The organism is Kocuria turfanensis (genome assembly GCF_001580365.1).
Taxonomy (GTDB): Bacteria; Actinomycetota; Actinomycetes; order Actinomycetales; family Micrococcaceae; genus Kocuria; species Kocuria turfanensis.
Genome location: NZ_CP014480.1, coordinates 190060 through 215351 on the forward strand (window position 1 = coordinate 190060; position 25292 = coordinate 215351).

Below are 25292 nucleotides of genomic sequence, written 5' to 3' on the forward strand. Positions count from 1 at the left end.
CACCCCACAACCCAAGGCGGCACACATGCGACGAGCAAAGATCGTGGCCACGATCGGCCCGGCCATCTCCTCCTACGAGAACCTCTCCCAGGCGATCCGGTCCGGCATGAACGTGGCCCGGCTCAACATGAGCCACGGCGACCACTCCGTCCACGACTCCTCCTACGAGAACCTGCGCCGCGCCGCGGACGACGCCGGGGCGACGGTCGCGATCCTCGCGGACCTGCAGGGCCCCAAGATCCGGCTCGGCCGCTTCGCCGACGGCCCCCACGAGCTGGCCCCCGGCGACGAGTTCTCCATCACGGTCGAGGACGTCGAGGGCACCGCGAGCCTGTGCTCCACCACCCACAAGGGCCTGCCCGGGGACGTGCACGTGGGCGACCCGCTGCTCATCGACGACGGCCGGGTCGCCCTGCGCGCCACCGCCGTCTCGGACACCACCGTGACCGCCGAGGTGGTCGTGGGCGGACCGGTGTCCAACAACAAGGGCATCAACCTGCCCGGGGTGGCCGTGAACGTCCCGGCGCTGTCGGACAAGGACGAGGACGACCTGCGCTGGGCGCTGCGCCGCGGCGTGGATTTGATCGCCCTGTCCTTCGTGCGCGACGCCAAGGACATCGTGCGGGTGCACGAGATCATGGACGAGGAGGGCCGCCGGCTGCCGGTGATCGCCAAGATCGAGAAGCCCCAGGCGGTGGACTCCCTGCACGAGATCATCGACGCCTTCGACGGCATCATGGTCGCCCGCGGGGACCTCGGCGTGGAGCTGCCGCTGGAGCAGGTGCCGATCGTGCAGAAGCGCGCCATCGAGCTGGCCCGCCGCTGGGCGAAGCCGGTGATCGTCGCCACCCAGGTGCTCGAGTCGATGATCGACAGCCCCCGGCCCACCCGCGCCGAGGCCTCCGACTGCGCCAACGCGGTGCTCGACGGCGCGGACGCGGTGATGCTCTCCGGGGAGACCTCGGTGGGCAAGTACCCGATCGAGACCATCGAGACCATGGCGAGGATCATCGAGGCCACCGAGTCCCAGGCGCTGGAGCGCGTTCCGGCGCTGGGCACGGAGCCGCGCACCCGCGGCGGCGCGGTGACTCGGGCGGCCGTGACCATCGCCCGGCAGCTGGACGTGAGCTACATCTGCACCTTCACCCAGTCCGGGGACTCCGCCCGCCGGCTCTCCCGGCTGCGCCCGGCCCACCCGATCCTGGCCTTCACCCCGGAGCCGCTGGTGACCGCCCTGATGTCCCTGCTGTGGGGCGTGCAGCCGATCCAGGTCGCGAAGGTCGACCACACCGACGACATGACCCGGCAGGTGGACCTGCACCTGCAGGAGCAGGGCCTGGCCGGGGAGGACGACCTCGTGGTGATCTGCGCCGGCTCGCCCCCCGGGGTCGCCGGCACCACCAACCTCGTGAAGGTCCACCGGGTGGGCGACGTCAAGGACGCCGGCGAGCTGCTCAGCGGCCAGCGGCGGCGGGAGCACGTGGGGCCGTGGCGGGAGTCCTGAGCGGGCGCCTCGACCCGGAGGAGCACGCCCGGGAGCTCAGCGAGCACGGGGTGCCCGAGGAGCTGCACGCGGCGTTCCCCGGGCACGGGATCGGCGGTCTCGCCCGGGCGATGGGCATCCGGTTCACGGAGCTCACGCCCGGGCGCGCGGTCGCCACGATGCCGGTGGAGCCGAACACCCAGCCCGGCGGGATCCTGCACGGCGGGGCGCACTGCGTCCTCGCCGAGACCCTGGCCTCCTCGGCCGCCGGCGTGCACGCCGGCCCGGAGCGGTTCGCGGTGGGGGTCGACATCAACGCGACGCACCAGCGCGGGATCGCCACCGGGACGGTGACCGGGACCTGCACGGCGCTGCACCTGGGCGCCACGATGACCGTGCACGAGGTCGTGATGACCGACGAGCAGGGGCGGCGGCTGTCCACGGCCCGGATCACCAACCTGCTGCGCGAGCGTCCCTCCGGGGCCTGAGCGGGGCCTGAGCGGGATCCGTGCCGGACCGGCGGTCCGGGGCACGAAAGAACCCCGGACCGCCGGTCCGGGGTGCTCGTGCCCAAGGTGGGACTCGAACCCACACTCCGAGGAACCGCATTTTGAGTGCGGCGCGTCTGCCAGTTCCGCCACTTGGGCCCGTGATCGCAGTCCGCGCGGCCCCGTCGAGGGGCCGCTCCTGCGCTCGACCAGCGTACAACAGTTATAGGCTGGGACCGATCGGACGGCACGTGCCGTGCCGGGCGGCCCCGAGCCACCCGTGCACCCGGAGCCCGCGGTTCCGCCCGCCGCGGGACCGCCCCACCAGCAGGCAAGGAGTCAGCGTGACGGAGCAGCCGAAACCCGCCCCGGCGGAGGAGCCCGAGGACCGGGACAGCGCCCTTCCCGGAGAGGACGCCGGGTCGTCCCTGCGCCCGCCCCGCCGGGTGGTGGTGGCCGAGGACGAGACCCTCATCCGCCTGGACATCGTGGAGATGCTCGGGGAGGCCGGCTACGACGTGGTGGCCGAGGCCGACAACGGCCAGCGCGCCGTCGAGCTGGCCCGCGAGCACCGCCCGGACCTGGTGCTGATGGACGTGAAGATGCCGGTCCTGGACGGGATCACGGCCGCCGAGCAGATCGCCTCGGAGCGGATCGCCCCGGTGGTGCTGCTCACCGCCTTCAGCCAGCGCGAGCTCGTGGAACGGGCCCGCGAGGCCGGTGCGATGGCCTACGTGGTGAAGCCGTTCACCGTCGACGACGTCGTGCCGGCGATCGAGATCGCGATCTCGCGCTTCGAGGAGATCGCGGCGCTCGAGCGCGAGGTCTCCGACATGAAGGAGCAGTTCGCCACCCGCAAGCTCGTGGAGCGCGCGAAGTCCCTGCTGACCACCAAGATGGGGCTGACCGAGCCCGAGGCCTTCCGCTGGATCCAGAAGACCTCCATGGACCGGCGGCTGTCCATGCGCGAGGTCGCCGAGGCGATCATCAACCAGGTCGCCTGACCCGCACGCGGCGGCGCACGGGGCCCGTCCGGCGCGGGCCCTAGGATGGGTCCGTGAGTGAAACGACGCAGCAGATCCTGACCGACAGCAGCTCCGAGGCCGGCGTGCGCACGGTGACCGTGGGGGCGGAGACCGACCACCCGGTCGAGGTCGAGATCCCCCGGCCGGTCTCCCGGCCGGAGCGGAAGCTGCTGCTGGTCGACGGCCACTCCCTGGCCTTCCGGGCGTTCTTCGCGCTCTCGCGCGCCGCCGAGTACGGCGGCGGGCCCGCTTTCGTGACCTCCGACGGCCGTCACACCGAGGCCGTGTACGGCTTCGTGAACACGCTGGTGAAGCTGGTCAGGGAGCAGAAGCCCACCCACCTGGTGGTCTCCTTCGACCTCGACGGCCCCACGCTGCGCTCCCAGGAGTACGAGGAGTACAAGGGCGGGCGGGACGAGACGCCCGAGGAGTTCCACGGCCAGGTCCCGCAGATCCAGCGCGTCCTCGACGCCCTGGGGGTGCCCGTGGTCACCGCGGAGGGCCACGAGGCCGACGACGTCCTGGCCACCCTGGCCCGCCGCGGCGCGGAGCAGGACTACGAGGTCCTCGTCTTCTCGGGGGACCGGGACGCCTTCCAGATGATCGACGACCACGTCACGGTGGTCTATCCCGGGCGCACCCCCTCCGACCTCAAGCACATGGACGCCGCCGCGGTGGTGGAGAAGTACAAGGTCCCGCCGCGGCACTACCCCGACCTCGCCGCGCTGACCGGCGAGCAGGCCGACAACCTCCCCGGGGTGCCCGGGGTGGGGGCCGGCTTCGCGGCCAAGTGGATCCTCGCCTACGGGGACGTGCCCTCCCTGCTCGAGCACGCGGACCGGATCAAGGGCAAGAAGGGCGAGGCGCTGCGCGAGCACCGGGCCGCCGTGGAGCGCAACCGCCGGCTCAACCGGCTCGTCACCGACCTCGGCCTCGACGTGGACCTGGCCGACGCCGCGCTGCCCGTCCCCGACGCCCAGGCCGTGGGGGAGGCCTTCGACGACCTCGAGTTCGGCGAGGGGCTGCGCAACCGGCTCTTCGACGCGTTCGGCCGCCCGCAGGACGAGAGCGCCCCGCCCGCCGACCTCGGCCTCGGGGAGGTGGCCCGGCCCGGCACCGGGGAGGAGCTGCAGGACTGGCTGACCGCGGAGGAGGGACCGGTGGTCCTGCGCGCCCTGCACCGCGCGGACGACCCCGAGCTGCCCGGGGCCCGCGAGCTCTCCGGGGTGGTCCTGGCCCGGGGCGGGCACGCGCCCTCCGCCGTGTTCCTCGACCTCTCCGCCGCGGACGCGGCCCTGGAGTCCGCCCTGGCCGGGTGGCTGGCCGACGCGGGACGGGCGAAGATCGTGGACGGGGTCAAGGACGTCTGGAAGTCCCTGTCCGTGCGCGGGCTGGTGCTCGAGGGCGTCGTGGACGACCCGCAGCTCTCCGCCTACCTCCTGCAGCCGGCGCGGCGCAGCTACGAGCTGCCGGCGCTGCTCGAGGAGCGGCTCGGCCTGACGGTGGCCGCCGCGGAGGACGCCGGACCCGCCGCCCAGGGCCAGCAGGAGCTGGCCCTGGACGAGCTGCCCTGGCCCGAGCCGGCCGTGCTGCGCCGGGAGGCGGAGCTGGCCGTGGCCACCACCCAGCTCTCCGAGCACCTGCTGGACAAGCTCGCGGAGACCCACCAGACCGGCCTGCTCACCGACCTGGAGCTGCCCCTGGCGGTCGTGCTCGGCCGGATGGAGCTGGCCGGGATCGCGGTGGACCCCGACGGCGTGCAGGTCCTGCTCGACGACTTCGCGCGGGTGATCGAGCAGGCCAAGCAGGAGGCCCACGCCCAGATCGCCGAGCCCGTCAACCTGGGCTCCACCAAGCAGCTGCAGCAGGTGATGTTCGAGGAGCTGGGCCTGCCGAAGACCAAGAAGATCAAGTCCGGGTTCACCACCGACGCCGACGCCGTGGCGGAGCTGCTCACCCGCACCGACCCCGACTCCCGGGGCCACCGCTTCCTGGCGAGCCTGCTGGCCTACCGGGACGCGAACAAGCTGCGCCAGACCGTCGAGGGCCTGCAGAAGGCCATCGCCGAGGACGGGCGGGTGCACACCACCTACATGCAGAACGTCGCCGCCACCGGCCGGCTGTCCTCCACCAACCCCAACCTGCAGAACATCCCGGTGCGCACCGAGGAGGGCCGGCGCATCCGCGCCCTGTTCGTGGTCGGGCGCCCCGAGGCCGGCCGGCAGTACGAGCAGCTGCTGACCGCCGACTACTCGCAGATCGAGATGCGCATCATGGCGCACCTGTCCGGGGACGAGGCGCTCATCGAGGCGTTCCGCAACGGGGAGGACCTGCACCGGTTCGTCGGCTCGAAGATCTTCGGCGTGGCCCCGGAGGAGGTCACCGCGGCGATGCGCTCCAAGGTCAAGGCCATGAGCTACGGGCTGGTCTACGGGCTGAGCTCCTTCGGGCTCTCCAAGCAGCTGCGGATCCCGGTGGACGAGGCCCGGACGCTGATGAGCGACTACTTCACCCGGTTCGGCGCCGTGCGGGACTACCTGCGCGGGGTCGTGGAGCAGGCCCGCGCCGACGGGTACACCGCCACGATCGACGGCCGCCGCCGCTACCTCCCGGACCTCTCCAGCGACAACCGGCAGCTGCGGGCCATGGCCGAGCGCGCCGCCCTCAACGCCCCGATCCAGGGCTCGGCCGCGGACATCATCAAGAAGGCGATGCTCGGCGTGGACCGCCGCTTCACCGCCGAGGGCCTGTCCTCCCGGGTGCTCCTGCAGGTCCACGACGAACTCGTGGTCGAGGTCGTGCGCGGGGAGACGGCCGCCGTGGAGCGGGTGCTGCGCGAGGAGATGGGCGGGGCCGCCGAGCTGGCGGTGCCGCTGGAGGTCAACGTGGGCGCCGGGCGGTCCTGGCACGAGGCGGCCCACTGACCGCTTCGCCCGGCCCGCACCCGACCGCCCGCACCGCACCGCGAACGAGGGACACGACATGGACCTGACGCACGACGCACCGACGCCGCCGACCACCCCGGGCACCGTGACCGAGTCCTACTCGGCCGGCGGGCACGACTACACCTTCGCGGAGTTCGGGGTGGGTCCCGGCGGCACGGCGGAGAACCCCGCCGCGGTGGAGTGGGTCCGGGCGATCCGCCAGGGCTTCCACCAGGCGGAGCCCACCCACGAGACCCTCGAGCGCACCCTGTCCTGGATGCACGCCGAGCGGGTCCGGCTGCGGGCGGCCTATCCGCACGCGGTGCCGGAGGCGGCGCTGCCCACCCGGCGGCCCGTGGCCACGTTCACCTCCTGGGAGGGCTCCCTCAACGTGGGCCGCGGCCGGCTGCTGCGCGCCCGGCTGATCTCCGAGGTCACGGTGCGCCCCACCCACAGCCGCCGGGGCCTGCTGCGCCGGCTGATGACCGGTGACCTCGACCGCGCGCAGCGGGACGGCTACCCCGTGGCGCTGCTCACCGCGACGGAGGCGACCATCTACGGGCGCTTCGGCTTCGGCGCCGCCACGTTCAACCGCGAGGTCAGCGTCGACGCCACCACCCGGCTGCAGCTGAAGGCCCCCACGGTGGGCACCGTGGAGATGGCCGACGGGGAGGCCGTGCGCCAGCTGGCCCCCGTGCTCTTCCAGCGCTTCCACGAGAGCTCGCACGGGTCGGTGAGCCGGGTGGCCTACCACTGGCCGGAGTACACGGGGGAGTACGCCATCACCCCGCAGAAGGCCGACCCGGAGGTGCGCTGCGCCGTGCACTACGACGACGCGATGCGCCCGGACGGCTACGTCACCTACCGGTTCGAGCCCAACACCTCCTACCCGCTGACCCTCACCGTGCTGGACCTCGTGGGCGCCTCCCCGGACGTGTCGATCGCCCTGTGGGACTTCGTGACCTCCCTGGACCTCGTGGACCAGGTCCGCTTCGGCCGGGCCCCCGTGGAGGACCCGCTGGTGTGGGCGATGACCGACCGCGCGAAGTACCGGGTCACCTCGGAGTCGGACAAGATCTGGGTCCGGGTCCTGGACCCGGCCGCGGCCCTCGAGGCCCGCCCGTACACCGTGCGCGGGCGGATCGTGATCTCCCTGGTGGACTCCATGGGCTACGCCGACGGCCTGTGGGCGCTGGACACCACGAGCGGGCGCCCCGTGGTGGAGCGCGTCGCCGACCGGCCCCGCACCGCCGACGACGACGCCGGCCGGTCCGTGCCCGCGGTGCAGCTGCCGGCCGGGGCCGACGTGGCGATGCGGGTGGACGTGCTGGGCTCCCTGTACCTCGGGGCGGTCAAGGCCAGCACCCTGGCCCAGGCCGGGCTGATCGTCGCCCGGGACGAGGACGCGCTGCGGGACCTGCAGGACTTCATGGAGACGCCGACCGCCCCCTACGGGGTCACGCAGTTCTGAACGACGCCGCCCGCGCGGGCGCGTGTTGCTTCCTTTTCGGCGCATCCGTAGACTGAGCCGGTGCGTGCTGTGCACGCACCCTGTCCAACAGTCCTTCGGAACGGCCGCGGCCGGCCGGCAGGTGCCGTTCCGACTGATCAGAACCTATCCACATCGGAGCCCCTACTACATGACCACCACCACCCCGCAGGTTGCCGTCAACGACATCGGGTCCGAGGAGGACTTCCTCGCCGCTGTCGACGCGACCATCAAGTACTTCAACGACGGCGACCTCGTCGAGGGCACCGTCGTCAAGGTCGACCGCGACGAGGTCCTTCTCGACATCGGCTACAAGACCGAGGGCGTCATCCCGTCCCGCGAGCTGTCCATCAAGCACGATGTCGACCCCGACGAGGTCGTGACCGTGGGTGATGAGGTCGAGGCTCTGGTCCTCACCAAGGAGGACAAGGAAGGCCGCCTGATCCTGTCCAAGAAGCGGGCTCAGTACGAGCGCGCCTGGGGCGACATCGAGAAGGTCAAGGAGGAGGACGGCGTCGTCACCGGCACCGTCATCGAGGTCGTCAAGGGCGGCCTCATCCTGGACATCGGCCTCCGCGGCTTCCTGCCCGCCTCCCTCGTCGAGATGCGCCGCGTGCGCGACCTCGCGCCGTACATCGGCCAGCAGATCGAGGCGAAGATCATCGAGCTGGACAAGAACCGCAACAACGTGGTCCTGTCCCGCCGTGCCTGGCTCGAGCAGACCCAGTCCGAGGTCCGCTCCAACTTCCTGCACAAGCTCGAGAAGGGCCAGGTCCGCACGGGCACGGTCTCCTCGATCGTCAACTTCGGTGCCTTCGTGGACCTGGGCGGCGTCGACGGCCTGGTGCACGTCTCCGAGCTGTCCTGGAAGCACATCGACCACCCGTCCGAGGTCGTCGAGGTCGGCCAGGAGGTCACCGTCGAGGTCCTCGACGTGGACATGGACCGCGAGCGTGTCTCCCTGTCGCTGAAGGCGACCCAGGAGGACCCGTGGCAGCTGTTCGCCCGCACCCACGCCCTCGGCCAGGTCGTGCCGGGCAAGGTCACCAAGCTCGTTCCCTTCGGTGCGTTCGTGCGCGTCGAGGACGGCATCGAGGGCCTGGTGCACATCTCCGAGCTGGCCCAGCGCCACGTGGACATGGCCGAGCAGGTCGTCTCCGTGGGCGACGAGCTGTTCGTCAAGGTCATCGACATCGATCTGGACCGCCGCCGCATCTCGCTGTCGCTCAAGCAGGCCAACGAGGGCGTGGACCCGGACTCCACCGAGTTCGACCCGGCCCAGTACGGCATGGCCGCCGAGTACGACGAGCAGGGCAACTACAAGTACCCCGAGGGCTTCGATCCCGAGACCAACGAGTGGATCGAGGGCTACGAGGACAAGCGCGCCGCCTGGGAGCAGCAGTACGCCGACGCCCAGGCCCGCTGGGAGGCCCACAAGGAGCAGGTCCGCAAGTCGATCGCCGAGGACGCCGAGGCGGCCGCCGGCGGCACGACGAGCTCCTCCTCCTCGTCCTCGTCCTCCTCCTCCGCACCGGCTCCGACCAGCTACTCCTCCGAGGCTCCCGCCGACTCCGGCACCCTGGCCTCCGACGAGGCCCTGGCCGCGCTGCGCGAGAAGCTCACCGGCGCCTGAGCCGACCGGCACCGGGAGGCAGTCCCGCACTGCGCCCCGACGGCCCCCGCCCTTCCCAGGGCGGGGGCCGTCCCCGTGTCCGGACGCGACCGTCCCGGCCCGTCGGCCCGGTCGCACTCCGGCAGCGCCTGCCGCGGCGCGTCGGCCCGGGCGCGACCGTTGCCGCCCGTCGGGCCGGCCCCCGGAGCGACCCTGGCGGCCCGTCGGGCCGGCCCCGGACACGACCGTTGCGATCCCAGGGCCCGGGCCGCGGCGGTGCGCTCAGGCCGGGGGCGCGGCGGGGGAGTCGACCCAGTCCACGCCGTCCGGGCGCAGGACCCCGGCGCCGCCGGTGAGCGCGGCCACCCGGGAGTGCGCCGCGGCGAGGGCGGCGTCGTCGTCGGGCAGGGCGAGGCCGAGCTCGGCGCCCGCGGCCCCGTAGGAGGTGCCCAGCACGGTGAGGCCGGTGGCCCGCAGCTCGTTCTCGATCCGGCCGGCCTCCGCGTGCGAGGCCGGCAGGCGGTAGAGGCGCTGCCGCCGCCGCCGCACCAGCGCCGCCTCCTCCAGGGCCTGGGACACCGCGTCGGAGTATGCGCGCACCAGCCCGCCCGCGCCGAGCAGGGTGCCGCCGAACCAGCGCACCACCACGGCGCTGACGTCGGAGAGGTCGGTGACGTCGGCGCCGTCCGGGGCCGTGCCGGTGCGGCGCAGCACCAGCGCCTCGAGCATGGGCAGGCCGGCGGTGCCGGCCGGCTCCCCGTCGTCCGAGGAGCGCTGGACGTCCCGGTCCGGGCCCAGCACGAACGCGGAGCAGTGGTGGCGGGCGTCGTGGAAGCTCCGGCGCAGCTCCTCCACCAGGGCCCGCGCCTCGGCCTCGGTGCCGGCCCGGCGGAGCACGGCCAGGAACCGGGACCGCTTGATCTCCAGCTCCGCCACCGCCTCCGTGCCGGCGGCGAGCGTGGTGTAGGCGGTGGCGCGGCTGAGCAGGGGGTCCGGGTCCATGCTCCCCACTCTAGGGCGGCCGGGCGCTCCCTCGACGGGTCCGCTGCGGCCTGCTAGACAGGGAGGCATCCGCGACCGAGGGAGCCGCCATGCGCATCGCCGACACCTCCGACCTCTGGTGGAAGCAGGCGGTCGTGTACTGCGTGGACATCGAGCGGTTCCTGGACACGGACGGCGACGGATCCGGGGACATCGCCGGGCTCGCCGAGCGCGTGGACTACCTGGCCGAGCTGGGCGTGACCTGCCTGTGGCTGATGCCGTTCTATCCCACGCCGAACCGGGACGACGGCTACGACATCGTGGACTTCTACGGGGTCGACCGGCGGCTGGGCAGCTTCGGCGACCTCGTGGAGCTGGTCCGCACCGCCCAGGACCGCGGGCTGCGGGTCATCGCCGACCTCGTGGTCAACCACACCTCCGACCAGCACCCCTGGTTCCAGGCCGCCCGCTCCAGCACGGACAGCCCCTACCGCGACTACTACGTCTGGCGCGCGGAGGAGCCGCCGGACACCTCCGGCAAGGCCGTGTTCCCCGACAAGGAGGGCGGCATCTGGTCTCGGGACGAGGCCACCGGGCACTGGTACCTGCACCGCTTCTACCGCCACCAGCCGGACCTCAACCTGTCCCACCCCAAGGTGCGGGACGAGATCGCCAAGATCGCCGGGTTCTGGCTGCACCTCGGCCTGGACGGCTTCCGGGTGGACGGGATCCCCCAGCTGCTCACCGTGGGCCAGGGCGACGACCTGGAGAACCAGGGCGGATTCACGGACCCGCACGGTTTCCTGCGCTCCCTGCGCCGGTTCCTGAACCGCCGCAACGGCCGGGCGGTCCTGCTGGGCGAGGTCAACCTGCCGTATCCGCAGCAGCTCGAGCTCTTCGGCACCGAGGACGCCGGCGAGCTGACCATGATCTTCGACTTCGTGGCCATGCAGAACCTCTACCTCTCCCTGGCCCGCCAGGACGCCGGTCCGCTGGCCGGGGCCCTGCGCAGCCGCCCGCCCATCCCGCGGGAGGCGCAGTGGGCCAACTTCGTGCGCAACCACGACGAGCTCACCCTGGACCAGCTCTCCGAGGCCGAGCGGCAGGAGGTGTTCGCCGCGTTCGGCCCGGAGGAGCGGATGCAGGTCTACGGGCGGGGCCTGGTGCGGCGGCTGCCGCCCATGCTCGGGGGCGACCGGCAGCGGATCCGGATGGTGTACTCCCTGCTGTTCTCCCTGCCGGGCACCCCGGTGCTGTACTACGGGGAGGAGATCGGCATGGGGGAGAACCTCGCCGCGGAGGGCCGCATGGCCGTGCGCACGCCCATGCAGTGGACCGCGGGCCGCAACGGCGGCTTCTCCTCCGCCGCGGCCGAGGACCTCTCCGGACCCGTCGCCGAGGGGGAGTACGGGCCCGACGCCGTCAACGTGGCCGCCGCCCGCCGGGGCCCGGACTCGTTGCTGGCCTTCGTCACCCTGCTGGCCCGCCGCTACCGGGAGTGCGCGGAGCTGGCCTGGGGCCCGGCCGAGGTCCTCGACCAGCCCCGGCCCGGGGTGCTGGCCCACCGCTGCTCCTGGGAGGGGTCGGCCGTCGTGGCCCTGCACAACCTGGCGGCCGAGCCCACCACGGTGCCCCTGCGGCTGCCCGACGAGGCGCAGGGCACCGAGCTGGTGGACCTGCTCGCCGACGGGACGTGCACCCTCGACGCCGACTCGGCGGCGGAGCTCGCCCTGGAGGGCTACGGGTTCCGCTGGCTGCGGGTGCAGCGCCCGCACGGGCCCGGCACGCTGCCGGACGTGATGACCACCGTCGCGGGCGCCGGGGAGGCGTGAGCCCCCGTCCGCGCCCGGCGGCTACCATGGCCGCATGCTGACCATCGGACTCACGGGCGGGATCGCCTCGGGCAAGTCGACGGTCTCCCGGCGGCTCATGGAGCTCGGCGCCACGGTGATCGACGCCGACGCCATCGCCCGGGCCCTGCAGGAGCCCGGGCAGCCCGGCCTGGAGGGGATCGTCGAGGAGTTCGGTCCCTCGGTGCTGACCCCTGACGGGCGGCTGGACCGCGCAGCGCTGGGCGCCCTGGTGTTCGGCGACCCGGAGGTCCGGCAGCGGCTCAACGCGATCGTCCACCCGCTGGTGCGGGCGGAGGCCGAACGTCTCGCCGCCGCGGCCGGTGAGGACGCCGCGCTCGTGGAGGACATCCCCCTGCTGGTGGAGACCGGCCAGCACGGGCGCTTCGACCACGTGCTCACCGTGCAGGCCCCCGTGGAGGAGCGGGTGCGGCGGATGGTCGAGGACCGCGGGATGACGGAGACGGACGCCCGGGCGCGGATCGCGGCCCAGGCCACGGACGAGGAACGGGCCGCGGTCTCGGACACCGTGCTGGTCAACGACGGTTCCGTCCAGCGGCTGCTCGACCGGGTGGACGCCTGGTGGGAGTGGCACGTCGAGCCCCGCCTGCCGTCCCCGGCGCAGCCCCACCGCCTGTAATCCTGCGTAACATCCGGGTAGGGTCGAGGGTGACCGAAGCACGTCGTCAAGACACGGCGGCGGTCCGTTCGACGTGGCCGGCGGCCGGGGAAGCCCTCCGATGCTCAACTCACTGCACGATGCCCTGCGGCTGCGGACCAGTCCTGCCATCTTCTTCGGCTCCGCCCTGATCATTCTCGCCTTCGTGGTGCTGACCCTGGTCTTCACCGACGCGATGGACGCCGTCTTCGCGCAGGGCTCCGGCTGGGTCATGGACCAGCTCGGTTGGTTCTACATCCTCGGCGTGAGCGTCTTCCTGCTGTTCCTCGTGTACCTGATGGCCAGCCGCTTCGGCCAGGTGCGCCTGGGCGCCGACGACGAACGCCCCCAGCACACGAACCTGTCCTGGTTCTCCATGCTCTTCGCCGCCGGGATCGGGACGATCCTGATGTTCTGGGCGGTCGCCGAGCCGGTGAACCACTTCGCGAACCCGCCGCGGCAGGGCGTGGAGCCCGAGTCCATGGAGGCGGCGACCGAGGCGATGGGCTTCACGCTGTACCACTTCGGGCTGCACACCTGGACGATCTTCACCCTCCCGGCCCTGGCCTTCGGCTACTTCATGTACAAGCGCAACCTGCCGCCGCGGGTGAGCTCCATGTTCCAGCCGCTGCTGGGCGAGCGCATCCACGGCCCCGTGGGCCGGGGCATCGACATCCTCGCCATCGTCGGCACCCTCTTCGGCGTCGCGGTCTCCATCGGGCTGGGCACCATGCAGATCAACAGCGGCCTGGCCCGGCTCTTCGGCATCTCCGAGTCCGCCCTCTCCCAGATCCTCATCATCGCCGCCGTGAGCCTGGTGGCCTCCGTGTCCGTGGCGCTGGGCCTGGACCGCGGCATCAAGCGGCTGTCCAACACCAACATCCTCATCGCGATCGCCCTGCTCGTCTTCATCCTCGTCTCCGGGCCCACCGTGATGATGCTCCGGGGCATGGTCGAGTCCGCCGGCACCTACCTCTCGATGCTCCCGGCGCTCGCCTTCTGGAACGACACGCTCGCGGACACCGGGTGGCAGAGCGGCTGGACCGTCTTCTACTGGGCGTGGACCATCACGTGGTCGCCGTTCGTGGGGATCTTCATCGCCCGCATCTCCCGCGGCCGCACCATCCGCCAGTTCGTCTCCGGCGTGCTCGCGTTCCCCACCCTGTTCTCGGTGATCTGGTTCGGGATCTTCGGCATGGGCGTCTTCGACATCGAGCGCAACGGGGGCGGCGGGCTGGTCGAGGCCGTCGTCGACGAGGGGGACATCCCCGGGGCGATGTTCGTCTTCCTCGAGAACTTCCCGTTCTCCACGGTCACCTCCGCGGTGGGCGTGCTGATCGTGGTGCTGTTCTTCATCACCTCGATCGACTCCGCCGCCCTGGTCATGGACACCATGGGCAGCGGCCACGAGGAGGAGGCCCCGGTCCACCAGCGGGTGTTCTGGGTCGTGGCGATCGGCGTCGTCGCCGCGATCCTGCTGACCGCGACCGGGACCACGGGCCTGGCGGCCCTGCAGAACGTGGCCATCCTCATCGGCCTGCCCTTCTTCGTGCTGGGCTACCTGATGATCTACTCGCTGCTCAGAGCCCTGCGCGAGGACGCCGGGGAGGTCGGCGTCCTGCCCACCCGCCAGTGGCGGCGGGTGCTGCCCCCCGAGGAGTTCCACCGCCGCAGCAGCGACGGCGCGGTGGACGAGGAGGTCGTGGTGGCACCGGACTACGTGCACGGCTCGGAGCCGGAGAACGCCCCGAACATCGAGCACCCGGAGCAGCCCGACTACGTCCGGGAGTACCGCACTGCGACCGGCTCCCTCAGGACGGTCCGCGAGGTCGAGTAGCCCGCTTGCAGCCCCGGACGAAGGGCGGCCCACCCGTGATACGGACCGGTGGGCCGCCCTCTCCCGGTTCGCCCCGGCAGTAGAATGGTGAGCACCATCACATCGGCATCGGGGGACGCCATGGTGAAGAAGAAGCAGGCCACCGCGCGGGACGGGGAGCAGCCGCACCGCATTCTCGACCGGCTCAACGCCATCGCGATGCGGGTCTACGGGCCGGGGGACCGCCTGGCCCAGAGCCAGGAGGGCCAGCACATGAGCGAGGCCGCCGAGCGGTGGTACCAGGAGGTGCAGGAGCACTTCTACGTGGAGAAGGACCAGCACGGCAACGAGTACCTCTACCACCGCGACGACTCCGGCGAGGGCACGAACACCGGCAGCGCGCGCAACTGACCGACGCACGGCGGAACGGGCGGGGCCTCATGCAGGCCCTGCCCGTTCTGTGTGCCCGGGAACGTCATGCTCGGTCAAGCCGGGAGAGCTGGATGGTAATCCGGTCCGTGCCTCGGCCCTGTGTCAACGGTCAGCGGGACTTCCCTGTGGGCGGTCAGGTGATCTCCCCGTCTGCGGACAGCTGATCTCCCTGTCCGCGGTCAGTTAATCTCCCTCCGGCGGTATCAGGTCAAGGGGACCACCCCGCGTCCGGCGGTGGCCTCGGTGAGCCGCAGCGAGGTGCCCTCGGTGATGATCACGTGGGCGTGGTGCAGAAGCCGGTCCACGGCTGCGGTGGCCAGGGTCTTGGGCATGATCGTGTCGAACCCTGCCGGATGGATGTTGCTGGTCACCGCGAGGCTGCGGCGTTCATAGGTCGCATCGACGAGACGGTAGAAGGCCTCGGCGGCGGCCTGGCCCGAGGGCAGCATCCCGATGTCGTCCACGACGATGAGCTCGGCCCGGGTGATCCGGGCGATGGTCTTGCCGATCGAACCGTCCACCCCGGCCCGGCCGATCGCGGCGGTCAGCGACTCGAGGGTGAACCAGGAGACCCGCATCCCGGCGTCGATGACCTGATGGGCCAGGGCCTCGAGGAAGTGGGTCTTGCCCGTGCCCGAAGGCCCCGAGATCGCGAGGTTCTCCGCCCGGCCCACCCATTCCAGGGTGGCCAGGGCGGACTGTGTCGGGGCCGGGATCGAAGAATCGCCTGACCGCCAGGACTCGAAGGTCTTCCCGGCCGGCAGGCCCGCGGCCTTGCGTCGGGCCGCGCGGGTGGCCTCGTCGCGCCCGCGCACCTCTTCGGCCAGCAGCGCACGGAGGACCTCGGTGGGGTCCCAGCGCTGGGCGCGGGCGGTGGCCAGCACCTCGGGGGCGGCCGCGCGCAGGTAGGGCATCCGCATCCGCTTGAGCACTGCGGCGAGATCGTCGGGCAACGGCGGCGCTGCCGGGGCGGTGGCCGTGTTCATTGAGCGGTCTCCTTGGTTGTGGGGGTTGTGCTGGTTGTTGTGCTGGTGCCGAAGTCGGCCCAGGAGGCGGTGCCGGGTTGGGCGGAGTGGGTCTCGTCGGCGGCCACGAGTCCGGCGGCGGTGGCCCCGGTGGCCTGGTGATCGCAGATCGCGGTCAGATCACCCTCGCCGAAGCGCCCGGCGGCCGCGGCTACCCCGAGGGCTGCGTCCACGGGCCCGTCCCCGATGAGGGCGGCGAGCTCAACGGCGGCGGCCATCTTCGCCCGGATCCGTACCGTTCCGGCGGCGGAGGCCTCGATCAGCCAGGCCTGCGCGCCGGCGCCCAGGGCCAGGAAGTCCTTCTCCGCCGCGCTGCGGGGCCGTGGCCGGGGCGGGCGTGGCGCACCGGTGGGGTCCTGCGGGTGGTCAGGGTAGTGGCCCAGGTCGATCCGTGGATTGCCCGGGGTCGAGAGGCGGTGGCGGGCGACCTCGGTGAGCCCAGCCCGCCCGGCCGCCCACCCCGGGGCCACCGGAAGGGTGTCGAGGTCGGCGACGACCACCAGCTCCTCGGCTGCGACCCGCACCCACACCTCGGCCCCGACCAGCCCGGGCGGGGTGGAGTAGCGCACCGAGCCGAACCGGATGGTCTGATCCGTGCCCACCGTGCGGGTCACCCCCAGGGCGGTGGTGTGCGGGGCGGTCGGGGCCACGTGCAGGCGTTGCTGCTCCTCGACCAGCGCCTCGGCGGGAACCCGGGCGGTCTCCCGGTGGGTGCGCCCGTTGACCTTGGCGCAGAACGCCGTGCAGGCGGCCTCGAGTGCGGCGAAGGAGGCGTAGTGCTCACGCAGGTTGGCGTCAGTGGGCACCAGATCGGCCTTGGCGATGCGCACCGTGGACTCCGACCCGCCCTTGGACTCCGGGTCATACGGCACGCAGGTGTGCACCTGGGTGCCGTAGTGCCGGCCGGCTTGAACGATCTGCGGGTGGCGCACCGGCGCCCCGGCCACGTGATCGACGGTGACGGTCCTGGGGTTGTCGGTGAGCACGTAGGTGGGCACCCCGCCGATCCGGGCCAGAGTCGCATCCAGGCACCCGATCAGCGTCGGGAGGGTCTGGTCCCAGACCGGGATCACCACCCGGAACCGCGACCACGCCAGCCAGGCGCAGAACAACCAGGTGCGCCGCGGCGTCCCGTCCACCCCGGGCACCTTCGGGCCCTCGCCCCAGTCGAACTGCAACCACAGCCCCGGCTCGGTGATCCAGGGCCGGTAGGTGCGCCGGTGCCCGGCCCGCCAAGCAGCCTTCACCTGCGCCACCGCCCGGCGGGTGGTCCGCTCGGTCCCCGGGAACCCCACACCGACCAGGCGGGCGTGGACGACGTCGGCGCGGACCGTGCCCTGGCTGCGCTCGACCCACTCCTCGATCTTCGGCAGGTAAGCGTCGATCATCCGGGGCCGGCGGCCCGGGCCGGTCACCGGCCGGCCCGCATCCCGGGCGGCGGCGTAACGGCGCACCGTCTTCGGATCCACCCCGGCCAGAGCCGCGGCCGAGTGCGCGGAACCGGTGGCGTCATAGGCTTCGAGAATTTCCATGATCTCCCTGTCAGACTTCTTCATGCGTCCCTCCGGCGGGTGATGGCTCAAGGTGGTCAGAGACCTCGAGCGAACCCCCGGAGGGACGTCTGCGGAGGGACCGACACGAGCCCCATCCCATGGCACAGGACAGGGAGATCAGCTGTCCGTCAGCAGGGAGATACGTGTCCGCCTACAGGGAGATTGGCATGTCCGCTAGCACCCTGTTCGGATCTTCCAGTACGACGTGCACTCGCAGTGCCGACGAGAGTGCCGAGGACAGTCCCGTGCGACGGGGACGAGTCCGGCGTGCAATGACTCGTCGACCTGGCGTCACGCAGCCGGTCGGCGCGTGGTTCGGCCTCCTCAAGGGGCGGCCCTCATGAAGTCGGACGAGGAGGTGCTTGATATCACATCAAGTCGGATCAGGATGCCATGCTGTGTATGAATGCGAATTGAACGTCGACCCAGAGGAGGAATCATGGAGTTCACGGAGCGATTGGCGGCTCTCGCCCACAAGGTGGCGCAGCAGAAGGCGTCCCTGGAGACGGAGGAGGCGACGAAGAACGCATTCGTCATGCCCTTTATCTCCACGATCCTGGGTTACGACGTGTTCAACCCGCTGGAAGTCGTCCCGGAGTTCACCGCCGATGTGGGGGTGAAGAAGGGCGAGAAGATCGACTATGCCATCGTGCACGACGAGAAAGTGCAGATGCTGGTGGAGTGCAAGCACGTCGGCGCCCCGCTCAAGCTGGAACACGCCTCGCAGCTGTATCGCTACTTCGCGGTGACCAACGCGCGGATCGCGATCCTCACCAACGGCGAGGTCTACCACTTCTACACAGACCTGGACGCGCCCAACAGGATGGACGCCAAGCCTTTCCTTGTTCTGGATCTGGCTGACATCGATGCCACGCTGATTCCGGAGCTGCAGAAACTGTCCAAGGAGGTCTTCGACCTCGACTCCATCATCAGTGCCGCCGGGGAGCTGAAGTACATCGGTTCGATCAAGCGGGAGATCGCCGCCCAGTTCAAGGAACCCGATGTGGAATGGGTGAAGTTCTTCACCACAAAGGTCTACGAAGGTGCATTCACTCAAAAGGTGCGGGATCAGTTCACCCCGCTGGTTGCCAAGGCTTCCCAACAGTTCCTCAATGAGCAAGTGAACAACCGTCTGACCACCGCTCTGGGTGCCGGCAGCACCGTGGCGCCGGTCGCCACCGCCGACGCTCCGGCAGAGGCGGTGGCCAGCGAGGCCGAGGTGGAGAAGGACCTCCGCGAGTCCAGCGACGGAGTGATCACCACCATCGAGGAGCTGGAGGCCTTCCAGATCATCCGCGCCATCGTGTGCAGCCAGGTCAAGCCTCAGCGGGTGGTCTACCGCGATGCGAAGTCCTACTGTGCGGTCCTGCTCGATGACAACAACCGCAAGTCGATCGCGCGGTTGCACTTCAATACGGGACAGAAATACATCGGCCTCTTCGACGAGGACAAGAAGGAAACCCGCCACCGCATCGAGGCCCTCGAGGACATCTTCCAGTTCAGCGACGAACTGCGAGCCACGGTGGAGCGCTTCATCGCAGCACCCGTCACCTAGGGTAGCCATCCTCAGCCCGAAGACGGCCTTGACGTCGTGATTGGTCCTGGTGCCACACGGTTGGACGTAACCAGGCTCACTCGCGCCAGCACGTCACTGGCTGAGAGCAATCCAGACCGCTTCATGCTCGCGGCGTGGTCTCTTCCATACCGTCCGCACAAGCGGGCCCGCTCGTGCCCTGAAGGCTGCCACAACCGTCGTGGGCCGGGAGGGCGTGCTCACGAGTCCGGTTGCGGACGCATCATCGTCGAGGTTCGGAGACCGACGGCACGAGATCCCGCGTCCCGACGGCATGTCGCCCCGGGGTCTTCCCGGAGGTCCGTGCCATCGTGCGGGGTAGACGTCGCCGGACTGTCCCGAGAAGGTGGCCATACTCACGGTCCTCAACGAGGACTTCGCCCCATCACCTCCACCGCGGTGCTCATCAACGCGTCCCTGGAGCGGATCGAGGCATGGCAGACGGAGCGGGAGCGGACCAGGCCCGAGCGGGAGCGGGACCGCCCCGAGCGAGCGCGATCCCGGCCGACGACGCTCACCGCGCTCACCGGCGGTCTCAGAGAGTTGCTGCCGCGCCTGGAACCGCTCACCGGTCCGATCACCATGCGCCGGCTGTGGGTGCAGACCCGCAATCCCGAGTGGTCGATGTACTTCGCCGGGAGCACCCGTGGCACCGAGTACCACGCCCAAGGGGCTCTCCACGGTTACTGCCACCACCTGCAGGTGCACGGCCTGCAGATCTCGTCCTCGCCGCACACCCTGCGGCGGGACGGGACAGGGCGGCCGGGGAACATGGTGTTCGAGATCCACGATCCGGCCGGTGACGGGACCAGGGTCATCGCCGCGCAGGTCGGTGACGGTGATCGCTGGGTGTTCACCAACATCGGGAGGGTCCGGCCGTTCGAGAGGACCGAGGCGTACGGGGCTCGACGGATCCGGGACCGGCTCAGCGGTGAGATGATCGCCGACTACTGCGCGGCCCTCGGACTCTTCCCTTTCGAGGAGGACTTCTACGGGCCCCGCGGCCTGCTGCTGGAACAGGCCCCGGAGTCCTACCTGCCGCACTGTGACCCCAGGGGCCTGGTGCAGAAGTGACTGGCCGAGGTGCAGTCCGAGCTCGGCATCGTCCCGGGCGCGCCGGCGGAGCCCTCTGGCCGAGGTTCGAGCCGTGGTCGCCCGCCGCACTGTTGCTGGGGGCCGATACGCTCCGACCCCCGAGGCCATCGGCTTCGTACGGGCCGACCTGGAGACCACCGCCCGGGCTCTGGCCTCCTGGCGGGAGCAGATCCACGGGATCGGTACCGTGGGTGTCGAGCATCTGCGCGGCGGCCTGCCCGAATGCTCGAGCGGCTGGATCTGCTGGATGTGGGACCCGAGGCGGCCTCCGAGCTGCTGGTGGAGACCCGGGGCGGGCACTGGACAGCATTTTTCGACTCCTCGGCGGCGGACCCGGCTGTGGACCGGGCGGTGGGTGTGCTCGTCGAACAGCTGGGGACCACGGGCGTGGTGCGGGCTGGCGCCCGCACCCAGTGGCCACCGAGGCGGAGGAGATCGACGCCGAGGGGCAGTACCTCGACGAGGATGTCCTCGGCGGGGCAGGACGCACCGAGTTCGTCGTCGTCGGACCGGAGGGCGGGCCCCCCCGACTTCACGGTGCGGCAGCTGACGGCCGAGTACGTCTGCAACCCGTGGGAGTTCGCCGACGAGGGCGCGTACCTGGCCTTCGAGGACCCCGCCGCCTACGAGGCCGCCAGGATTCCCGACCGCCTCACCGCGGAGCGGCTGGCCGCCTACTGCCGGGCCATGGGCATCGACCCGTTCAGCGTGCCGTACTACGGGTCTCGCGCCGTCCTCCTCCGCCGCCCGGTCGACGTCCTCGGCCGGGTGCCCGGGCGTTCTCTGCGCTGAGCCGTCACCGTCCGCGGCCGGCGCCTTCCCCATGCGCACGCCGGGCCGTCCACGACCCCAGCCTGACGGCGTGGAGCTAGTACGCCGGGCGCCTGCGGACGGACCGACCGCCCGGCGGGCCCAAGGGTCTAACCCCGCCGGGCGGGCTTGTCGAAGCGCCAGCCCTCGGCCTGGAGCCGGGGGATCACCTGGTCCACGGCCTCGACCGTCTGGCTCCGGTCGCCGCCGCCGTCGTGCAGCAGGACCACCGCCCCGGGCGTGACGCCCTCCTCGATGCGGCGCACCAGCTCGGCCGTGCCCGGAGGCGCCCAGTCGCCGACCGTCAGCCGCCAGCCCAGCGGCTGCATCCCGAGCTCGGCCGCGACCTCGGGCGTCCGTCCCCAGCTGCCGTAGGGCGCCCGGAAGTAGTCGATCCGCGCTCCCGGCACGGCGGCGCGGATGGCCGCGCTGGTCTGCTCGAGGTCCTGGCGGATCGCGTCCGCGTCCCAGTCGGCCATGTCGTTGTGGTGCATCGTGTGGTTGCACAGCCGGTGCCCGTCGGCGGCGATCTGGCGGACCACCTCGGGGTGCTGCTGCACGTGGTCGCCCCACAGGCAGAAGGCCGCCTTGACGTGGTGCTTCTTCAGCACGGCGAGCAGCGCCGGCGTGCTGACCGGGTCCGGCCCGTCGTCGAACGTGAGGCTGAGGTACCGGCCGTCGTGGACCGTCGAGTCCACGACGGCGGGGGTCGCCTGGTCGGCCTGGGCGGGCAGCGCGGTGACCAGCCCGGCGGAGACCGCGGTGGCCAGAGCCGCGGCCCCGGCCACGAGCCGGCGCGCGGCGGGGGAGATGCGGGGGGAGGGTGCGGACGGCGGGGTCATGGGGAGATCCTTTCGGAGGCGTCACCGCGGGCGGGGGCGCAGCCCGGCCGGGAGTCGGTTCCCGGGGACGGCTGGGCCGGCGGTGGGACGGGGGAGATGCGGATCGGACGCCCTAAAAGTAAAGAGTATTAACTAATCCGTCAAGGGATCGCCGGTCGTGCGTCGTCCGTCGCGAGCATCCGGTGCGGGCGCCCGGCGCGCGGGCCGCTCGGTGTCGGTCGAACGGCGGCGTGGACAGGAGCCGCCGCGGGGCGCACGATGAAGCCCTATCCTCAGGAGGACCCATGGGCGAGCTCGGACGCCGGGCGACCAGGGCGGCCGATGCCGCCGACGAGGCCACGGACTCGCGCGGGTTCGTCCTCGCGGCCCGGGCCGGCTTCGTGGCCGCGGGCCTGCTGCACGCGATGATCGGGGTGATCGCCCTCCGGGTGGCCCGGGGCGGGTCCGGGTCGGCGGACCAGTCCGGGGCCGTGGCGGCGCTCGCCGGCACCCCGGGCGGCACCGTGCTGCTGTGGGCGTGCTTCCTGGGCTGCGCGGCCCTGGCGGTGTTCCTGCTCAGCGAGGCCCTCTTCGGCGCGACGCAGCGCTCGGACCGGGACAAGCTCAAGCACCGGCTCAAGACCGGGGGCCAGGCCGTGGTCTACGGCGCGATCGGCGCGGTCTTCGGCACCTACGCCCTGGGCGGCTCGAGCGACAGCAGCCGGTCCACGCAGTCGATCAGCGCCCGGCTGATGGCCCACCCGGCCGGCACTGTGCTGCTCGTGGCCGTGGGGCTGGGGCTGGTCGTCGCCGGCGGCTACTTCGTCTACCGGGGCGTGACCCGCACGTTCACGCAGACGCTGAAGGGTCTGCCGCCGGGCCGGGCCGGCTCGGCGGTGGTCGCGCTCGGGGTGGCCGGCTACGTCGCGAAGGGGGTGGCCCTGGCGGTGCTGGGCGTGCTCTTCGTGGTGGCCACCCTCCAGCACGACCCCGAGGAGGCGACCGGTCTGGACGGTGCGCTGAAGTCCCTGCAGGGGCAGCCCTTCGGTGCGTGGCTCCTCGGGGCCGTGGCGGTGGGGCTGATCTGCTACGGGCTGTTCCTGGTGGTCCGCGCCCGCTACCAGCGCATGTGACCCCGCCGCGCCCCGGTCCGGTCGGGGCGCTCGCGGGGCGGCGCCGAGCCGTTCCGGCGGCCGCTGATCGCCTCCGGAGGAACCCGGTCCCCGTGTCCGGGGCGGAGCGTAGCCTGGGTCCATGAGCCTGGCGCAGAAGATCAACCGTGTGGTCGCCCCCTTCGAGGTCATCTCCGACTACGTGCCCGCGGGCGACCAGCCCCGGGCCATCGAGGAGCTGGCCACGCGCATCGAGGCGGGGGAGAAGGACGTGGTCCTGCTCGGCGCCACGGGCACCGGCAAGTCGGCGACCGCGGCGTGGCTGATCGAGCGGGTCCAGCGGCCCACCCTCGTGATGGTGCAGAACAAGACGCTCGCCGCGCAGCTGGCCAACGAGCTGCGCGAGCTGCTGCCGAACAACGCGGTCGAGTACTTCGTCTCCTACTACGACTACTACCAGCCGGAGGCCTACGTCCCGCAGACGGACACCTTCATCGAGAAGGACTCCTCCATCAACGAGGAGGTCGAGCGGCTGCGGCACTCCGCGACCAACGCGCTGCTGACCCGCCGCGACGTCGTGGTCGTCGCCACCGTCTCCTGCATCTACGGCCTGGGCACCCCGGAGGAGTACGTCGCCCAGATGGTCACCCTGCGCCAGGGCGAGGAGATGGACCGCGACGAGCTGCTGCGCCGGTTCGTGAACATGCAGTACGCGCGCAACGACGTCGACTTCCACCGCGGCACCTTCCGCGTCCGCGGGGACACGGTGGAGATCATCCCGATGTACGAGGAGCACGCCATCCGCGTGGAGTTCTTCGGCGACGAGATCGAGTCCATCTACACCCTCCACCCACTGACCGGGGAGATCATCCGGGAGGAGACCGAGATGTACGTCTTCCCGGCCTCCCACTACGTGGCCGGCGCGGACCGGATGGCCAGGGCCGTGAAGTCCGTCGAGGACGAGCTCGCCGCGCGGCTGCAGGAGCTGGAGTCGCAGAACAAGCTCGTCGAGGCCCAGCGGCTGCGCATGCGCACCACGTACGACCTCGAGATGATGGAGCAGATGGGCTACTGCAACGGCATCGAGAACTACTCGCTGCACATCGACGGCCGCCCGCGCGGCTCGGCGCCGCACTGCCTGATCGACTACTTCCCGGACGACTTCCTGCTGGTGGTCGACGAGTCCCACGTGACGATCCCCCAGATCGGGGGGATGTACGAGGGCGACATGTCCCGCAAGCGCACCCTCGTGGAGCACGGCTTCCGGCTGCCCTCCGCGATGGACAACCGGCCGCTGAAGTGGGACGAGTTCCTGGAGCGGATCGGCCAGACCGTCTACCTCTCCGCCACCCCGGGCAAGTACGAGCTGTCCCAGGCGGACGGCTACGTGGAGCAGATCATCCGGCCCACCGGGCTGGTCGACCCCGAGGTCATCGTCAAGCCCACCAAGGGCCAGATCGACGACCTGCTCGACGAGATCAACGTGCGGGTGGAGCGCGACGAGCGGGTGCTCGTCACCACGCTGACCAAGCGGATGGCCGAGGACCTGACCGAGTACCTCATGGAGCACGGGGTCCGGGTGCAGTACCTGCACTCCGACGTCGACACCCTCCGGCGCGTGGAGCTGCTGCGCGAGCTGCGGATGGGCACGTTCGACGTCCTGGTGGGCATCAACCTGCTCCGTGAGGGCCTGGACCTGCCCGAGGTGTCCCTCGTGGCCATCCTCGACGCGGACAAGGAAGGGTTCCTGCGCTCCACGACCTCCCTGATCCAGACGATCGGCCGCGCCGCCCGCAACGTCTCCGGCCAGGTGCACATGTACGCGGACCGGATCACCGACTCGATGGCCACGGCCATCGAGGAGACCAACCGGCGCCGGGAGATCCAGGTGGCCTACAACACCGAGCACGGGATCGACCCGCAGCCGCTGCGCAAGAAGATCGCGGACATCACCGACCAGCTCCAGCGCGAGGAGGAGGACACCCGGGAGCTGCTGGCCCGGCGGGCGGCCGCCGGGAAGAAGACCGCCCCGACCGCGGGCCAGGGCGGGCGGGACGCGGTGGCGGCCGCGGAGCAGAAGCTGCGCCGGGACGGGGTCGCCGCCGCCCCGGCGGAGGACCTGGTGGACCTCATCGCGCAGATGACCGAGCAGATGCAGGCCGCCGCCGCCGAGCTGCAGTTCGAGCTCGCCGGCCGGATCCGCGACGAGCTCGCGGACCTGAAGAAGGAGCTGCGGCAGATGCAGCAGGCGGGGCACGCCTGAGCCCGTCCCCGCCGGCAAGCATGACCCGCGGTGACCCCGGTTCCCGGCGATCTCCCAGGTTGGGGTAGAGTGCTCCCCGCGTAGGGGAGTATCCCTCAGCGCTGCGATCGTCAGCACGCCGGGCAACGGAGCCGGGCCGGTCGCAGCGGCCGCACCTCGGCAGCCGGGCCCGGAGCCCGCCGGGAGCGGCGGAGAGACTTGCGGCTCATCGTGATGCCCCGGTCCGCCCCGCTCCCCGGACGACGCCGGCCCGCGGGCTCACCCATCTCCAAGCGAAAGAAC

At 71.5% G+C, this 25292-nt stretch carries 19 protein-coding genes and 1 tRNA gene; 15 read left to right on the top strand and 5 right to left on the bottom strand.

Translation table 11 applies throughout. The features are described 5' to 3' along the window. The first annotated feature begins 25 nt into the window (after nt 1-25). Both pyk and AYX06_RS00830 read left to right on the top strand, forming a co-directional pair. Nucleotides 26-1504, top strand: coding sequence for a pyruvate kinase (gene pyk / locus AYX06_RS00825; RefSeq protein WP_062733492.1), 1479 nt, complete (start codon nt 26-28; stop codon nt 1502-1504). After that, complete coding sequence (locus tag AYX06_RS00830) at nt 1489-1971, top strand: PaaI family thioesterase (protein ID WP_232319356.1); 483 nt, start codon at nt 1489-1491, stop codon at nt 1969-1971. Before pyk ends, AYX06_RS00830 begins: the two co-directional genes overlap by 16 nt. 79 nt (nt 1972-2050) lie before the next feature. Here the strand turns inward: AYX06_RS00830 and AYX06_RS00835 are convergent. Beyond that, nucleotides 2051-2130, bottom strand: a tRNA-Leu gene (locus AYX06_RS00835). Between the two features lie 269 nt (nt 2131-2399). On the opposite strand from AYX06_RS00835, the gene AYX06_RS00840 reads away from it, so the two are divergent. The 4 genes from AYX06_RS00840 to rpsA all read left to right on the top strand — a co-directional run bounded on the left by AYX06_RS00840 (nt 2400) and on the right by rpsA (nt 9042). Then, entirely contained in the window at nt 2400-2975 is a 576-nt protein-coding gene (locus tag AYX06_RS00840; protein ID WP_047803981.1) for an ANTAR domain-containing response regulator, read from the top strand. 53 nt (nt 2976-3028) lie between these two features. Beyond that, nucleotides 3029-5920, top strand: coding sequence for a DNA polymerase I (polA, locus tag AYX06_RS00845; protein ID WP_062733494.1), 2892 nt, complete (start codon nt 3029-3031; stop codon nt 5918-5920). Between the two features lie 58 nt (nt 5921-5978). Next, on the top strand, nt 5979-7391 hold the full coding sequence (locus AYX06_RS00850) for a GNAT family N-acetyltransferase (protein WP_062733497.1): 1413 nt from the start codon (nt 5979-5981) through the stop codon (nt 7389-7391). Nucleotides 7392-7560: 169 nt separating this feature from the next. Then, the gene (gene rpsA, locus AYX06_RS00855; protein WP_062733500.1) at nt 7561-9042 is read left to right on the top strand and encodes a 30S ribosomal protein S1; all 1482 of its coding nucleotides are present in this window, start codon (nt 7561-7563) and stop codon (nt 9040-9042) included. A gap of 261 nt (nt 9043-9303) precedes the next feature. Here rpsA and AYX06_RS00860 read toward each other — a convergent pair whose 3' ends face one another. Then, nucleotides 9304-10023, bottom strand: a complete 720-nt coding sequence (locus AYX06_RS00860) for an IMPACT family protein (RefSeq protein ID WP_062733504.1) — start codon at nt 10021-10023, stop codon at nt 9304-9306. 89 nt (nt 10024-10112) lie between these two features. On the opposite strand from AYX06_RS00860, the gene AYX06_RS00865 reads away from it, so the two are divergent. The 4 genes from AYX06_RS00865 to AYX06_RS00880 all read left to right on the top strand — a co-directional run bounded on the left by AYX06_RS00865 (nt 10113) and on the right by AYX06_RS00880 (nt 14737). Then, the gene (locus AYX06_RS00865) at nt 10113-11834 is read left to right on the top strand and encodes an alpha-amylase family protein (RefSeq protein WP_062733506.1); all 1722 of its coding nucleotides are present in this window, start codon (nt 10113-10115) and stop codon (nt 11832-11834) included. A gap of 34 nt (nt 11835-11868) precedes the next feature. Next, nucleotides 11869-12492, top strand: a complete 624-nt coding sequence (coaE, locus tag AYX06_RS00870; protein WP_062733508.1) for a dephospho-CoA kinase — start codon at nt 11869-11871, stop codon at nt 12490-12492. A gap of 100 nt (nt 12493-12592) precedes the next feature. Next, nucleotides 12593-14347: a BCCT family transporter gene (locus AYX06_RS00875; RefSeq protein ID WP_062733513.1), complete on the top strand. Its 1755-nt coding sequence runs from the start codon at nt 12593-12595 to the stop codon at nt 14345-14347. Nucleotides 14348-14434: 87 nt separating this feature from the next. Next, on the top strand, nt 14435-14737 hold the full coding sequence (locus AYX06_RS00880; protein WP_232319358.1) for a hypothetical protein: 303 nt from the start codon (nt 14435-14437) through the stop codon (nt 14735-14737). Between the two features lie 224 nt (nt 14738-14961). Here AYX06_RS00880 and istB read toward each other — a convergent pair whose 3' ends face one another. Continuing rightward, nucleotides 14962-15744 (bottom strand): IS21-like element helper ATPase IstB, encoded by a 783-nt coding sequence (gene istB / locus AYX06_RS00885; RefSeq protein ID WP_062733518.1) that lies wholly within the window; start codon nt 15742-15744, stop codon nt 14962-14964. Then, on the bottom strand, nt 15741-17339 hold the full coding sequence (gene istA, locus AYX06_RS00890) for an IS21 family transposase (protein WP_198161393.1): 1599 nt from the start codon (nt 17337-17339) through the stop codon (nt 15741-15743). The genes istB and istA overlap by 4 nt, the downstream gene beginning before the upstream one ends. Before the next feature lie 436 nt (nt 17340-17775). On the opposite strand from istA, the gene AYX06_RS00895 reads away from it, so the two are divergent. The 3 genes from AYX06_RS00895 (at nt 17776) to AYX06_RS00905 (ending at nt 20796) form a co-directional block, all read left to right on the top strand. Beyond that, nucleotides 17776-18891 (top strand): type I restriction endonuclease, encoded by a 1116-nt coding sequence (locus tag AYX06_RS00895; RefSeq protein WP_062733520.1) that lies wholly within the window; start codon nt 17776-17778, stop codon nt 18889-18891. 417 nt (nt 18892-19308) lie between these two features. Continuing rightward, nucleotides 19309-19983 carry a hypothetical protein gene (locus tag AYX06_RS00900; RefSeq protein ID WP_062733522.1) on the top strand — a complete coding sequence of 225 codons (675 nt, stop codon included), beginning with the start codon at nt 19309-19311 and terminating at the stop codon, nt 19981-19983. A 243-nt stretch (nt 19984-20226) separates the two neighbouring features. Then, nucleotides 20227-20796 (top strand): hypothetical protein, encoded by a 570-nt coding sequence (locus AYX06_RS00905; RefSeq protein WP_062733525.1) that lies wholly within the window; start codon nt 20227-20229, stop codon nt 20794-20796. A 128-nt stretch (nt 20797-20924) separates the two neighbouring features. Here AYX06_RS00905 and AYX06_RS00910 read toward each other — a convergent pair whose 3' ends face one another. Next, a complete protein-coding gene (locus tag AYX06_RS00910) occupies nt 20925-21656 on the bottom strand; it encodes a polysaccharide deacetylase family protein (protein ID WP_084271375.1) in 732 nt (243 codons plus the stop codon). Nucleotides 21657-21940: 284 nt separating this feature from the next. Here AYX06_RS00910 and AYX06_RS00915 point away from each other — a divergent pair, with 284 nt between their 5' ends. Both AYX06_RS00915 and uvrB read left to right on the top strand, forming a co-directional pair. Next, on the top strand, nt 21941-22768 hold the full coding sequence (locus tag AYX06_RS00915; protein WP_062733528.1) for a DUF1206 domain-containing protein: 828 nt from the start codon (nt 21941-21943) through the stop codon (nt 22766-22768). A 121-nt stretch (nt 22769-22889) separates the two neighbouring features. After that, nucleotides 22890-25010, top strand: coding sequence for an excinuclease ABC subunit UvrB (gene uvrB / locus AYX06_RS00920; protein ID WP_062733530.1), 2121 nt, complete (start codon nt 22890-22892; stop codon nt 25008-25010). Nucleotides 25011-25292: the final 282 nt, after the last annotated feature.